The organism is Streptomyces sp. C10-9-1 (assembly GCF_024497955.1).
GTDB classification, from domain to species: domain Bacteria; phylum Actinomycetota; class Actinomycetes; order Streptomycetales; family Streptomycetaceae; genus Streptomyces; species Streptomyces sanyensis.
In genome coordinates this window covers 19,838-32,469 of sequence record NZ_JANHKP010000018.1, presented here as the reverse complement: position 1 = coordinate 32,469, position 12,632 = coordinate 19,838, and the positions used below count along the sequence as shown (strand labels likewise).

General features: G+C 75.5%; 11 protein-coding genes and 1 riboswitch. Of the genes, 8 read left to right on the top strand and 3 right to left on the bottom strand.

Features of this window, described 5'->3' with window-relative positions:
- Positions 1-30: 30 nt before the first annotated feature.
- Entirely contained in the window at positions 31-906 is an 876-nt protein-coding gene (locus NPS70_RS23880) for a universal stress protein (RefSeq protein WP_256526446.1), read from the bottom strand.
- Positions 907-1,244: 338 nt separating this feature from the next.
- Between NPS70_RS23880 and NPS70_RS23875 the strand changes: the two genes are divergently transcribed.
- Positions 1,245-3,641 carry a glycoside hydrolase family 65 protein gene (locus NPS70_RS23875; RefSeq protein ID WP_256526445.1) on the top strand — a complete coding sequence of 799 codons (2,397 nt, stop codon included), beginning with the start codon at positions 1,245-1,247 and terminating at the stop codon, positions 3,639-3,641.
- Positions 3,642-3,700: 59 nt separating this feature from the next.
- On the opposite strand, the gene NPS70_RS23870 is transcribed toward NPS70_RS23875, so the two are convergent.
- The gene (locus NPS70_RS23870; RefSeq protein ID WP_256526444.1) at positions 3,701-4,312 is read right to left on the bottom strand and encodes a CBS domain-containing protein; all 612 of its coding nucleotides are present in this window, start codon (positions 4,310-4,312) and stop codon (positions 3,701-3,703) included.
- A 197-nt stretch (positions 4,313-4,509) separates the two neighbouring features.
- Between NPS70_RS23870 and NPS70_RS23865 the strand changes: the two genes are divergently transcribed.
- On the top strand, positions 4,510-5,211 hold the full coding sequence (locus tag NPS70_RS23865) for a pyridoxamine 5'-phosphate oxidase family protein (protein ID WP_256526443.1): 702 nt from the start codon (positions 4,510-4,512) through the stop codon (positions 5,209-5,211).
- Positions 5,212-5,555: 344 nt separating this feature from the next.
- Positions 5,556-5,730: riboswitch (cyclic di-AMP (ydaO/yuaA leader) on the top strand.
- A gap of 4 nt (positions 5,731-5,734) precedes the next feature.
- Entirely contained in the window at positions 5,735-6,517 is a 783-nt protein-coding gene (locus NPS70_RS23860) for a transglycosylase SLT domain-containing protein (RefSeq protein ID WP_256526442.1), read from the top strand.
- On the opposite strand, the gene NPS70_RS23855 is transcribed toward NPS70_RS23860, so the two are convergent.
- The gene (locus NPS70_RS23855; protein WP_305886279.1) at positions 6,511-7,608 is read right to left on the bottom strand and encodes an acetylxylan esterase; all 1,098 of its coding nucleotides are present in this window, start codon (positions 7,606-7,608) and stop codon (positions 6,511-6,513) included. The two genes, NPS70_RS23860 and NPS70_RS23855, sit on opposite strands and share 7 nt — an antisense overlap.
- Positions 7,609-7,790: 182 nt before the next feature.
- Here NPS70_RS23855 and NPS70_RS23850 point away from each other — a divergent pair, with 182 nt between their 5' ends.
- From NPS70_RS23850 to NPS70_RS23830, 5 genes are all read left to right on the top strand, one after another.
- Complete coding sequence (locus tag NPS70_RS23850) at positions 7,791-8,534, top strand: PIG-L deacetylase family protein (protein ID WP_256526441.1); 744 nt, start codon at positions 7,791-7,793, stop codon at positions 8,532-8,534.
- Positions 8,535-8,647: 113 nt separating this feature from the next.
- Positions 8,648-9,241: a helix-turn-helix domain-containing protein gene (locus NPS70_RS23845; RefSeq protein WP_256526440.1), complete on the top strand. Its 594-nt coding sequence runs from the start codon at positions 8,648-8,650 to the stop codon at positions 9,239-9,241.
- 127 nt (positions 9,242-9,368) lie between these two features.
- On the top strand, positions 9,369-10,346 hold the full coding sequence (locus NPS70_RS23840) for an NADPH:quinone oxidoreductase family protein (protein ID WP_256526439.1): 978 nt from the start codon (positions 9,369-9,371) through the stop codon (positions 10,344-10,346).
- Positions 10,343-11,524 carry an acyl-CoA dehydrogenase family protein gene (locus NPS70_RS23835; protein WP_256526438.1) on the top strand — a complete coding sequence of 394 codons (1,182 nt, stop codon included), beginning with the start codon at positions 10,343-10,345 and terminating at the stop codon, positions 11,522-11,524. Before NPS70_RS23840 ends, NPS70_RS23835 begins: the two co-directional genes overlap by 4 nt.
- Positions 11,521-12,600: an acyl-CoA dehydrogenase family protein gene (locus NPS70_RS23830; RefSeq protein WP_256526437.1), complete on the top strand. Its 1,080-nt coding sequence runs from the start codon at positions 11,521-11,523 to the stop codon at positions 12,598-12,600. Before NPS70_RS23835 ends, NPS70_RS23830 begins: the two co-directional genes overlap by 4 nt.
- Positions 12,601-12,632: the final 32 nt, after the last annotated feature.

Below are 12,632 nucleotides of genomic sequence, written 5' to 3'. Positions count from 1 at the left end.
GGCCGCCGGCGGGTGAGGCGCCGCGGCGCCTCACCCGCCGGCGGGGCCGTGGGCCACCACCGCCACGGGGACGGTGCAGTGGTGGATGGCGGCGTGCGCCACCGGCCCGATGTGCGGCACCACGGGCGCATGCCGGACCCGTCGGCCGACCACCACCAGCGCCGCCCCGTCCGCCTCGGCCACCAGGATCCGGGCGGGCGGGCCGACGGCCACCCGCTGTTCGACGGTGACCTCCGGGTGGCGCAGCCGCCAGGGCCCGAGCGCCAGCGCCAGGGAGGACAGCCCGTGCCGCTCGGCGGCCGCCCGGTGCTCCGGCGAGCGCCCGTGGAGGACCGGCGGGCGGGCGACGTGCACCGCCCTGAGCAGTCCGCCGCGCAGCCGCGCCGCCTCGAAGGCGAAGTCGAGGACCGCCGCGTCGACGTGCTGCGGGCCGCCGCCGTGGTGCAGCTCCACCCCGACCACCACGTCCCGGGCCCGGTCGTCCCCGCCCGTGCGCACCACGACGACGGGCCGCTCACTCGCCCCGATCACGGCCTGCCCGACGGAGCCGAGCAGGGCACCCGTCACCGTGCCGAGTCCCCGCGACCCCAGGACCAGCAGCTCGGCCCGGGCCGCCGCCGCGGCCAGTGCGGCCGGAGCCCGCCCCGAGAGCCTGCGGGTGGCCAGGGCCACCCCGGCGTGGGCGCCGCGGACCTCGGCGGCCGCGTCGGCCAGGAGGCCGTCCGCCCACCGGCGGTGGTCGTCGCGGTTCACCGTCGGGACCGCGACCGCCAGCGGCAGCGGCCACTCCTCGACGTGGACCAGCAGCAGCGGAAGGCCGCGGCGCCGCGCCTCCTCCGCGGCCCAGTGGGCCGCGGACAGGCTCTCGGGTGTGCCGTCGACACCGGCGGTCACCTGACGGGACACGGGAACCTCCTCGGGCGTGTGCACGGCCCCGTCCTCCAGGGTCGCGCGCGCCGCTCCGGCCCGCCACGGGCCTCGGCAGGCGGTCCCGCGGGCGCACGGCCATCCTGGTGGCGAGGGCCCGCCCGACCGGTGACCGCCCCGCCGGGCCCGAGGAGAACGCCGACCGTGCGCGGGGCGGACCGGACAGGAGCCGCCGCCATGCCCGAGGGGAGCGAGCCCGGCCGCCGCCGGGCCGTACCGGCGGCCCCGGTCGCCCCCGACCCGGTGTGCGCGGCCGCGCCGCCGGGCGCGCGCCGGCTGCGGCCCGGAGGTGCGCGGACCTGCGGTCGGGAGCGGCGATGAGCGGCTGGAGCTGGGAGTACGAGGGCTACGACCCCGGTGCCGAACGCCTGCGGGAGGCGCTGTGCACCCTGGGGAACGGCTACTTCGCCACCCGCGGCGCCGCCCCCGAGTGCACCGCCGACGACCTCCACTACCCGGGCACCTACGCCGCGGGCTGCTACAACCGCCTCACCTCCACGGTCGCGGGGCGCCGGGTGGAGAACGAGGACATGGTCAACCTCCCCAACTGGCTGCCCCTGCGGTTCCGTCCCCGCGGCCCGGACGGCCCCGAGCCCTGGCTCGCCCCCGACACCCCCGCCCTGCGCGACCACCGGCAGCGGCTCGACCTGCGCACCGGCACCCTGACCCGCACCTGCCGGTACACGGCCGCCGACGGGCGCCCCCTGACGGTCCGGCAGACACGCCTCGTCCACATGGGGGACCCCCATCTCGCCGCGTTGCGGACCGAGTTCACCGCGGAGGGCTGGGACGGGGAGATCGAGGTCGAGTCCGCGCTCGACGGCAGGGTGACCAACAGCGGTGTGGAGCGCTACCGGGGGCTCGACGGCCGGCACCTCGTCCATGTCGGCACGGGTGACGCCTCTCCCGGAGTCGTCTGGCTGCGCTGCCGCACGAGCGCCTCCGACATCCGGATCGGCCTGGCGGCCCGCACCACCACCGACGCCCCCGGAGAGCACGGCAGGAGCGCGCACGAACCGAAGCGCGCCGTGCGGGTGCTGCACCTGCCGCTCACCCACGGCCGGCCCGTGACGGTCGACAAGATCGCCGCCCTGCACACCTCGCACGACAGGGCCATCGGCGACCCCCTGCACGCGGCGTCCGACCGCGCCCGGCGCGCGCCGGGCTTCGAGGAGCTGCTGGAGTCCCACCGCGGCGCCTGGCGGCGGCTGTGGAGCCGGGCCGACCTCGACGTACCGGGGGAGGCGGGCCGGATCCTGCGGCTCCACCTCTTCCACGTCCTGCAGACCCTCTCCCCGCACACGGCCGACCTGGACGTGGGCGTGCCCGCCCGCGGCCTGCACGGGGAGGCCTACCGCGGCCATGTGTTCTGGGACGAGCTGTTCGTGCTGCCCTACCTCAACCTCCGTTTCCCCGAGGTCTCCCGGGCCCTGCTGACCTACCGCCACCGCCGTCTGGAGCGCGCCCGGCTGCTGGCCCGCGACTGCGGCCACCGAGGTGCCCTCTACCCCTGGCAGAGCGGCAGCGACGGGCGGGAGGAGACCCAGGAGGTGCACCTCAACCCCCGCTCGGGGCGCTGGCTGCCGGACCACTCGCACCTCCAGCACCACGTCGGGTCGGCGATCGCCTACAACGTCTGGCAGTACTGCGAGGCGAGCGGCGACACGGAGTTCCTGCACACCAGGGGTGCCGAGATGCTGGTGCGGATCGCGCGCTTCTGGGCCGACTCGGCGGCCTACGACCCCGGGCTCGGCCGCTACCGGATCCGCGGGGTCGTGGGCCCCGACGAGTACCACGACGCCTACCCGGGCTCCGACCGCCCGGGGATCGACGACAACACCTACACCAACGTCACCGCCGCCTGGGTGCTCGCCCGCGCCCTCGAACTGGCCGCTGGCCTGCCCGGCCCGCGCCGTACCGAGCTCTTCGGCCGCACCGGCCTCACCGGCACCGAGCTGGCGCACTGGGAGGAGGTGTCACGCAGGCTGTACGTGCCCTTCCACGACGGGGTGCCGAGCCAGTTCCACGGATACGGCGACCTGGCCGAGCTCGACTGGGAGGGGCTGCGTGCGCGCCACGGGGACATCCGCCGCCTCGACCGCGTGCTGGAGGCCGAGCACGACACGGTCAACCGCTACAAGGCGTCCAAGCAGGCCGACGTGCTGATGCTCGGGTACCTGTTCTCCCCTGACGAGCTGCGCGGCTTGCTCCGCCGCCTGGGCTACGCCATGGACGAGGACGTCTGGCACCGCACCGTGGACTACTACCTCCACCGCACCGCCCACGGCTCCACCCTCAGCGGACTGGTGCACGGCTGGGTCCTGGCCCGGGTGCGCCGCAGCGAGGCGTGGGCGTACTGCCGCGAGGCCCTGGAGGGCGACATCGCCGACCTCCAGGGCGGCACCACCGAGGAGGGCGTGCACCTCGGAGCCATGGCCGGCACGCTCGACCTCGTCCAGCGGGGACTGAGCGGCATGGAGACCCGCGCGGGCGCCCTGTGGTTCGACCCGGTGCCGCTGCCGCAGCTCGCCCAGTACGGGTTCTCGTTCCGCTACCGCGGCCACTTCGGGGTGCGGGTGCGGGTGCGGCCGGGTGAACTGAGCATCGGCGTGCCGGCCTCCTCGCAGGGCCCGCCCGTGGAGGTGCGCCTGGGCGGGGCGGCGGTGACCGTGGACCCGGGAACCGTGCGCACCCTGCCGATCCCGCCTGCCTGACACGGCCCCCGCCCAGGCGTCCGCCGCCCCTGGGCGGGCCGGGGGCCGCTCGGTGCCTCTCAGGCCCCCGGGGCGGGCACGTCGTCGCTCGCGTAGTCCAACCGGTCGACGACGTCGACCACACCGTCGATGCTCTCGCACAGCCGCACCACGATCCGCACCAGCGAGCGCCGCTCCAGGGTGCCGCTGAGCGTCACGCGCCCGTCGGTCACCTCCACCCCCACCGCGGCGGGGGAGGCCCCGAGCGTGCCGGCGAGCACGTCCTCGACGATCTCCTCCTGGATGGCGCGGTCGCGCCGCAGGAAGAGCTGGAGCAGGTCGCTGCGGCTCACGACGCCGACGAGCCGTCCGTCGTCCGCGACCACGGGGAGCCGCTTGATGCGGCGGTCCTCCATGACGCGGGCCGCCTGCACGGCGCTCCAGCCGGGCCGGGCGACCACGGCGGGGCTGCTCATCAGGCCTTCGGCGGTGTCGGCGCCGGTGCCGCCGGTGTGGCGGCGCAGCAGGTCGGCCTCGGAGACGACCCCCACGGGCCGCCCCTCGTCGTCGACGACGGGAACGGCGGTGATGCCGTACTCGTCGAGCAGCCGGGCGATCTCCTTGAAGGCCGTGCCGCGCTGGGCGACCACCGCCTGCGGGGTCATCAGGTCGGCTACCGAGCGGTGTCTCATCGTGCACCAGTCCAGGGGGTCATCGTGGCGCCTCCAGTCCGTGTCCTCTTGTGGACAGTATTTCCGAGTCTGTCCCCGGTCGGCCGGGAGGGTGGCGGAAGCCGGGCCCGCCGTGCGGGTCGGGCGGGCGCTGGCTACCGTGGGCGAGGGGCGGGGCACGTGCCGCGACCGGACCGCCGACAGGAGAAGGTGCCGACATGCCCGGACAACCGCAAGCGGACTCAGGCGGCGCGGGCCGGGACCGCGCCGGCAGCGACATCGGCCGCCGCGTGGCCGCCCGCCGCAGGGATCTCGGGCTCTCGCGGGAGGAGGTCGCCCTGCGGGCGGGCTCCGCGCCCGGGTACCTGCAGTACCTGGAGGAGAGCCCGGCCGCGCCCGGGATGGGCTTCCTGCTCCGGCTGGCGGACGCCCTGGAGACCACCGTCACGGCGCTGACCGGTGGGGACGCGGACCTCCCGGCCGGTGCGGGCCGTGCGGGGTACCACCCGGAGCTGGTGGAGCTGGGGGCCGAGGAGTGCTGGGACCTGCTCGGCGCGCACGGTGTGGGCAGGGTCGCGGTCGCCACGCAGGAGGGGCCGGCGATCCTCCCGGTCAACTACCTGGTCACCGAGGGTGAGGTGGCCTTCCGCACGGGGCACGAGTCGCTGCTGGGCCGGTCGGCGGGGGGTGAGGCCGCCTTCGAGGTGGACCACATCGACGAGGCCTTCAGCCAGGGGTGGAGCGTGCTGGTCGTCGGCGCGGCACGCCGGGTCACCGACGAGGAGGAGGGGCGGAGGCTGGACCGCGAGGCCTACTCCGCGCCCTGGGCCGGGGGTGGGCGGGAGCTGTGGATCGCGGTCGCCCCGACGCGGATCACGGGGCGTCGGATCCTGGTGCGCGGCGCCCCCGGGCAGTCATAAGCATCATTTCGGACATATGTGAATATTCTCCAGGCTGGAGGCGGTGCCGCTTCCGTCTCGCCATCGTGGCCTAATGTCCGAATTTGGCCGCCAATGAATTCATTGGCGGCCTTTGCTCCGTCGCTGGTGACATCGGTCACCCGGCCTGCCCCGCGCAGTGGATCTCCCCTGCCCTTCTCCGTATTCGGCAAAGGGAACTGACGGAGCGAAAGTCGATCTCGGACGTCCTCTCCCGGTGCTGTCGGTGCCCTGCGCGTTGCGTGTGTGAATTGCGGGCTTGTTGTGCCGCCGGTGCCTCGCCTACGGTCACGGCATTCCGGACGGGACGCCGAATCCTGCCGCTGTCCGGTATTCCGACCAGATCACCCGAACTCGGCAGGAGCGGGGGAACCAGGTAAGCCGCCGGACCGGCATCCGCCAAGGACGCCGGGACGGCTCGGGGTGAAGCCGTGCGCTCGCACGGCCGGGCATCTCCAGCCCGAACCCGACAGCTCACCTCGCAGGCGACGGAGAGGAACTCACCATGCCTGCACAGGGTAAGCACCGCCGTCCCCGCTCCCGCCGCATCGCCCTCGGCCTCGTCGCCGTCGGGACGGGAGGCGCAGCCCTCGCCCTCCCGCTCCTCGGGGCGACGACCGCCAGCGCCGCACAGCCCGCCCACGCCCCCGCTGCCCCGGCCGCCGCCGTGGCCGCTCCCGCCGTCGCGCAGCAGAGCGCGCCCGTGACGTACTCCGTGGTCGCCGGCGACTCGCTGTCGGCCATCGCGGTGGAGCACTCGGTCGACGGCGGCTGGCAGAAGCTCTACCAGGACAACCGCGAGGCCGTCGGCGACAACCCCTCGCTGATCCACCCCGGTCTGGAGCTGACCATCGGCGCCGGGCGCGCCGAGGCCGACCGTGCGGACCGCTCCGCCGAGCGCGCCCCCGCCGCCACCGGCACCGCGGGCAAGTCCGCCCCGGCCGCGCAGACCGCCGCCGTCACCTACCCGGACAACCTGGACGGCTGGATCCGCGAGGCGCTGTCCATCATGAAGAAGCACGGGATCCCCGGCAGCTACGAGGGCATCCACCGCAACATCATGCGCGAGTCCTCCGGCAACCCCCTCGCGATCAACAACTGGGACATCAACGCCCAGAACGGCGTCCCCTCCAAGGGCCTGCTCCAGGTCATCAAGCCGACCTTCGACGCCTACCACGTCCCGGGCACCAAGCACGACCAGTACGACCCGGTCGCCAACATCGTCGCCGCCTGCAACTACGCGGCCGACCGCTACGGCTCGATCGACAACGTCAACGGACCCTACTGATCCCGGGTGCCGCCCTGCCGACGGGCGGCACGCAGCCTCCGCCGCCGGGCGGTGGACCCGCGCTGCGGGCCCGCCGCCCGGCGTGCGCGTTCCCCGGCCCGGGCCGGGGAACGGCCACCTCGGCCCCGAAGGCGCGGCGGCAGCCACGCGAGCTGCACGGCCTGCTGGAACTCGCCCCCGCCCTCGTGGTCGTTGAACGGGTAGACCTCGATCCGCTTCTCGCCGCCGCCGTAGGCGTTGAACGCGGCGAAGACCGTCGACGGCGGGCAGGTCATGTCCTGGAGGGCCGCGGAGAACAGCGCCGGAGCGCGGCACCGCGCCGCGAAGTGGACGCCGTCGAAGTAGGCCAGGGTCCGCTCCGCCTGCCGCGCCCGGCCCCGGTGCGCCCCCAGGTACACGGCGACCTCCCGGTAGGGGTCGCGGTCGGTCAGCGTGGTGGCGCGGGGGAAGTCGCACAGGAAGGGCAGGTCCGGGGCGAGCGCCGCGAGGTCCGGCACCAGGGCGCCCACCGCCAGCGCGATCCCGCCGCCCTGGCTGACCCCGGCGACCGCCGTGCGCGCCGGGTCGACCGCCGGGTGGGCGCGTACCGCCTCCACGGCCCGGACGCCGTCGGCGAACACGCGGCGGTAGTAGTACCCGGCGGGGTCCTCGATGCCCCGTGTCAGGTAGCCGGGGGCTGCGGGGCCGTGCCCCACGGGGTCCGCCGTGCCTCCGTCCGTCCATGCCGCACCCTGCCCGCGGGTGTCCATCACGAAGTGCGCGAAGCCCGCCGAAGCCCACAGCAGGTGGGTGTGCGCCAGCCCCCGGCCGCCTCCGTAGCCCAGGAACTCCACCACGGCGGGCAGCGCCCGCTCCGCCCCGGCCGGTACGGTCAGCCAGCCCCTGACCGGGTGCCCCCCGAACCCGGCGAAGGCCGTGTCGTACACCTCCACGGAGGACAGGCCCGTCTCCACCCGCTCGAAGCGCGCGTCCAGGGGGCGGCTGCGCGTGTCGCGGAGCGTCGAGGCCCAGAAGTCGTCGAAGTCCGCCGGTTCGCGGGAGGCGCTGCGGTATTGGCGCAGCTGGTCGAGGGGGAGGTCGAACTGGACCATGCGGGGCCGCCTTCGCTTCGGGGACGTGCCGACCTCCAGCATGATCGCAGCGTGCCCGGCGGCACCCGGTCCGTCGTCCGCGCCGGGCGGGCCCTGCGGCTCCCGCGACGGGTGCCGCGCCGCGCCGTTCGGGCCTCCCCGGCCGACGGACCGGCCGGGCTGACGGACCGTATGCTGCCGCCATGAGCGATCACACACCCGAGCAGCTCGCGGAGATGCCCGCGGACTGGAAGCGCGCGCTGGCCGTCGTCGCCCATCCCGACGACCTGGAGTACGGCTGCGCGGCCGCCGTGGCGGCCTGGACGGACCAGGGCAAGGAGGTCGCCTACCTGCTCGCCACGCGGGGCGAGGCGGGCATCGACTCCATGGCCCCCGAGGATGCGGCGCCGCTGCGCGAGCGCGAGCAGCGGGCGAGTGCCGCGGTGGTCGGCGTCTCGGCGGTGGAGTTCCTCGACCACCGGGACGGCGTCATCGAGTACGGGACCTCCCTGCGGCGCGACATCGCCGCCGCGATCCGCCGCCACCGCCCCGAGATGGTGGTCACCCTCAACCACCGTGACACCTGGGGCGGAACGGCCTGGAACACCCCCGACCACCGCGCGGTGGGGCGGGCGGCACTGGACGCGGCGGCGGACGCGGGCAACCGCTGGATCTTCCCCGAGCTGGTGGACCAGGGGCTGCTGCCCTGGAACGGTGTCCGCTGGGTGGCCGTGGCCGGCTCCTCCGCGCCGACGCACGCCGTCGAGGCGGGACCCGGTCTGGAGCGGTCGGTGCGCTCGCTGCTGGAGCACCGGACGTACATCGAGGCGCTGACCGACCAGGAGCCGGAGACCTACTGCCGCACCCTCCTGACCTCCCTCGCGGAGGCGGCCGCCCCGCGCTTCGCGGGCCGCCCGGCCGTCGCCTTCGAGGTCTTCCCGCGCTGAGGCGCCCTCCCTCGGTGCCGTCCCGGCCCCGCCCCCTTCGGCGCGGCCCTTCCCGGTGCGGCCGGTCCGTGTGCTGACTTGACACGTGGGTTTGCCGTTTCTGCAATGTGTCCATGGTTCGAGAAGACGAGGACGAGCGCCTGGGCGCCGTGCTGAACGAGGTCGGCCCCCGGCTGCGCAGGATCCGCAAGGAGCGGGGGGCCACGCTGGGCGCCCTCTCGGAGGCCACCGGGATCTCGGTGAGCACGCTCTCGCGGCTGGAGTCGGGAGGCCGCCGCCCGAGTCTGGAGCTGCTGCTGCCCATCGCCAGGGCGCACCAGGTGCCGCTGGACGAGCTGGTGGGGGCCCCTCCGGTGGGGGATCCGCGGGTACGCGCCAAGCCGGTGGTGCGCGGCCACCGCACGATGTACGCGCTCACCAGCCGCCCGGGCGGGCTCCAGGCGTACAAGGCCGTCTACCAGCCGTCCTCCGAGCCGCCCGAGCGCCGCACCCACGAGGGCTACGAGTGGCTCTATGTGCTCTCCGGGCGGCTGAGGCTGCTGCTCGGGGACCACGACGTGGTGCTCACGCAGGGGGAGGCCGCGGAGTTCGACACCCGGGTTCCGCACTGGTTCGGGGCCGCGGGCGACGAGCCGGTCGAGTTCCTGAGCCTGTTCGGGCCGCAGGGCGAGCGGATGCACGTGCGGGCCCGGCCGCGGCGCAGCTGAGCGCCCCGTGGGCACCGTGGTCGCAGGCCATGGCCTGCGTCCCTTCCATCGGAGGCAAGCGACCGCTTAGTATGCGGGCTGGCACAGTTCTGCCCGTACTGCCCTACGGCCGGTGGGAGGCCCCGAGATGCAGGCATGGCGAGTACACCGCAACGGCGAACCGGGCGAGGTGATGCGGCTCGACGAGGTCGAACGGCCCGAACCGGGGCCCGGCCAGGAACTGCTGCGGGTCCGGGCCGCCAACGTCAACTTCCCCGACGCCCTGCTGTGCCGCGGCCACTACCAGGTGCGCCCGCCGCTGCCCTTCACCCCGGGTGTCGAGGTGTGCGCCGAGACCGCCGACGGCCGCCGCGTCATCGCGACCCCGGCCCTGCCCCACGGCGGTCTCGCGCAGTACACCGTCGCCGACTCCGCCGCCGTGCTGCCCGCCCCGGAGGCGCTGGACGACGCCGAGGCCGCGGCCCTGCACATCGGCTACCAGACGGGCTGGTTCGGCCTCCACCGCAGGGCCGGCCTGCGCCGGGGCGAGACCCTGCTGGTCCATGCCGCGGCCGGGGGCGTCGGCAGCGCGGCCGTCCAGCTCGGCAAGGCGGCGGGCGCCACCGTCATCGGCGTCGTCGGCGGAGCCGACAAGGCCCGGGCGGCCCGCGAACTCGGCTGCGACGTGGTGGTCGACCGGCGCACCGAGGACTTCGCCGCCGCCGTCAGGGAGGCGACCGGCGGCCGTGGCGCCGACGTGGTCTACGACCCGGTCGGCGGCGCCGCCTACACCGGGTCGACCAAGTGCATCGCCTTCGAGGGGCGCATCGTCGTCGTCGGCTTCGCGGGAGGCGAGATCCCCGCCCCCGCCCTCAACCACGCCCTCGTCAAGAACTACTCGATCCTCGGCCTCCACTGGGGCCTGTACGCGCGCAAGGACCCCGGTTCCGTGGCGGAATGCCACCGGGAGCTCAGCGAGTACGCGGCCAAGGGCCTCGTCAAACCGCTGATCAGCGAGCGGGTCCCGCTGTCCGGCGCCGCCTCGGCCGTGCAGCGCGTCGCGGACGGCGCGACCACGGGCCGCCTCGTCGTCCTCCCCGGCGCCGGTGAGGGGGAGCGGCGGTGACCGGCCCCGAGGACCTCCGCCGGCGGGTCGCCGACCTCCTCGCCGCCCACCCCCCGGCCGAGACGGGGCGCACCGACTTCCTCCGGGCCCGGTTCGACGCCGGTCTGGCCTGGGTGCACTACCCCGAGGGCCTCGGCGGGCTCGGCGCACCGCGCACCCTCCAGGCGGCCGTCGACGCCGCCCTCGCCGAGGCCGGGGCCCCGGACAACGACCCGCGCCGGATCGGCATCGGCCTCGGGATGGCCGCCCCCACCCTGCTCGCCTACGCCTCCGACACGCTCAGGCAGCGCTTCCTGCGCCCGCTGTGGACCGGCGAGGAGGTGTGGTGCCAGCTCTTCTCGGAGCCCGGTGCCGGCTCCGACCTCGCGGCCCTCGCCACCCGGGCCGTCCGCGACGGCGACACCTGGGTCGTCGACGGGCAGAAGGTGTGGACCTCCAGCGCCCACGCCGCCCGCTGGGCCATCCTCCTCGCCCGCACCGACCCGGACGTGCCCAAGCACCGCGGCATCACCTACTTCGTGTGCGACATGACCGACCCCGGGGTCGACGTGCGCCCGCTGCGGCAGATCACCGGCGAGGCCGAGTTCAACGAGGTCTTCCTCACCGGAGTCCGCATCCCCGACGCCCACCGCCTCGGGGCGGTCGGCGACGGCTGGCGCGTCGCGCAGACCACCCTGATGAACGAGCGCGTCTCCATCGGCGGCCACCGCGTACCGCGTGAGGGCGGCATGATCGGCCGCCTCGCCGCCACCTGGCGCGCGCGTCCGGAGCTGCGCACCCACGACCTGCACCAGCGGCTGCTCGCGCTCTGGGTCGAGGCCGAGGCCGCCCGGCTGGCGGGGGAGCGCCTGCGCCAGAAGCTCGCGGCCGGGCAGCCGGGACCCGAGGGCAGCGCGGCGAAACTGGCCTTCGCCCGCCTCAACCAGGAGATCAGCGGCCTGGAGGTCGAACTGCTCGGCGAGGAGGGGCTGCTGTACGACGACTGGACCCTGCGCCGCCCGGAACTCGTGGACTTCACCGGCCGGCAGGCGGGCTACCGCTACCTGCGCGCCAAGGGCAACTCGATCGAGGGCGGCACCAGCGAGGTGCTGCTCAACATCGTGGCCGAGCGCGTCCTGGGCCTGCCCGCCGAACCGCGCAGTGACAAGGACACCCCGTGGAAGGACCTGGCCCGATGACGGACCTGCTGTACGGCGAGGCCGAGGAGGACCTGCGCGCCTCCGTCCGCTCGCTGCTCGCCGCCCGCTCGGCCCCGGCCGCGGTGAGCGCGGAGCGGGAGGAGGCCGGCCACCCCTACGACCCCGACCTGTGGCGGGCGCTCGCCGGCGGTGCCGGCGCCGCCGGACTGCTCGTCCCCGAGGAGTACGGCGGGCAGGGAGCCGGTCCGCGCGAGGCCGCCGTGGTGCTGGAGGAACTGGGGCGGACCGTCACCCCGGCCCCCTTCCTCACCAGCTCGGTGGTCGCCACCACCGTGCTGCTCGCCCTGGACCCGGACCACCCGCCCGTCGGCGGGCTGCTGGAGGACCTCGCGGCCGGTGGGCGCACGGCCGTGCTGGCCCTGCCGCTGTCCACCCCGCCCGGTGCCACGGCGGCCCCGCCGCAGGGCCGCGCCACCGCCGTCGCGGACGCCGTCGCCGCGGACGTCCTCCTCGTGCCGAGGGCCGACGGCCTGTACGCCGTCGATGCGGCGGAGGCGCGCGTCGAGCCCTGCACCCCGCTCGACCTCACCCGGCCGCTCGCCGCGGTGAGCGCCCCGGACGGCACCGGCACACGGATCGCCGCCCCCGGGCCCGCCGCGGACGCCGTCGGCGGGGGCCTGCTCGCCGGGGCCGCCCTGCTCGCCTCCGAGCAGCTCGGCCTCGCCGAGTGGTGCCTGGAGGCGGCGGTGGCGCACACCCGGGAGCGGCACCAGTTCAACCGCCCCGTCGGGTCCTTCCAGGCGCTCAAGCACCGCATGGCCCGGCTGTGGCTGGAGCTCGTCTCCGCGCGGGCGGCCGCCCGCGCGGCCGCCGACGCCCTGGCCACCGGTGCCGGGGACGCGCCGCTCGCCGCCGCGGTGGCCCAGGCGTACTGCTCCCCGGCAGCCGTGCGCGCCGCCGAGGAGTGCGTGCAGCTGCACGGAGGTATCGGCATGACCTGGGAGCACCCGGCACACCGGTACCTGAAGCGGGCCAAGGCCGACGAGATCGCCTTCGGCACCCCGGGCCGCCACCGGCAGGAGGTGGCCCGGCTCGCGGGTCTGGACGCCCCCTGACACCCGGCGGGCCGCGCCCGTGCCCGCACACC

Bases quoted from the DNA above. Each gene is read 5' to 3' on its own strand.
- NPS70_RS23875 (WP_256526445.1), top strand. From the start codon at position 1,245: ATGAGCGGCTGGAGCTGGGAGTACGAGGGCTACGACCCCGGTGCCGAA.
- NPS70_RS23870 (WP_256526444.1), bottom strand. From the start codon at position 4,312: ATGAGACACCGCTCGGTAGCCGACCTGATGACCCCGCAGGCGGTGGTC.
- NPS70_RS23865 (WP_256526443.1), top strand. From the start codon at position 4,510: ATGCCCGGACAACCGCAAGCGGACTCAGGCGGCGCGGGCCGGGACCGC.
- NPS70_RS23860 (WP_256526442.1), top strand. From the start codon at position 5,735: ATGCCTGCACAGGGTAAGCACCGCCGTCCCCGCTCCCGCCGCATCGCC.
- NPS70_RS23855 (WP_305886279.1), bottom strand. From the start codon at position 7,608: ATGGTCCAGTTCGACCTCCCCCTCGACCAGCTGCGCCAATACCGCAGC.
- NPS70_RS23850 (WP_256526441.1), top strand. From the start codon at position 7,791: ATGAGCGATCACACACCCGAGCAGCTCGCGGAGATGCCCGCGGACTGG.
- NPS70_RS23845 (WP_256526440.1), top strand. From the start codon at position 8,648: ATGGTTCGAGAAGACGAGGACGAGCGCCTGGGCGCCGTGCTGAACGAG.
- NPS70_RS23840 (WP_256526439.1), top strand. From the start codon at position 9,369: ATGCAGGCATGGCGAGTACACCGCAACGGCGAACCGGGCGAGGTGATG.
- NPS70_RS23830 (WP_256526437.1), top strand. From the start codon at position 11,521: ATGACGGACCTGCTGTACGGCGAGGCCGAGGAGGACCTGCGCGCCTCC.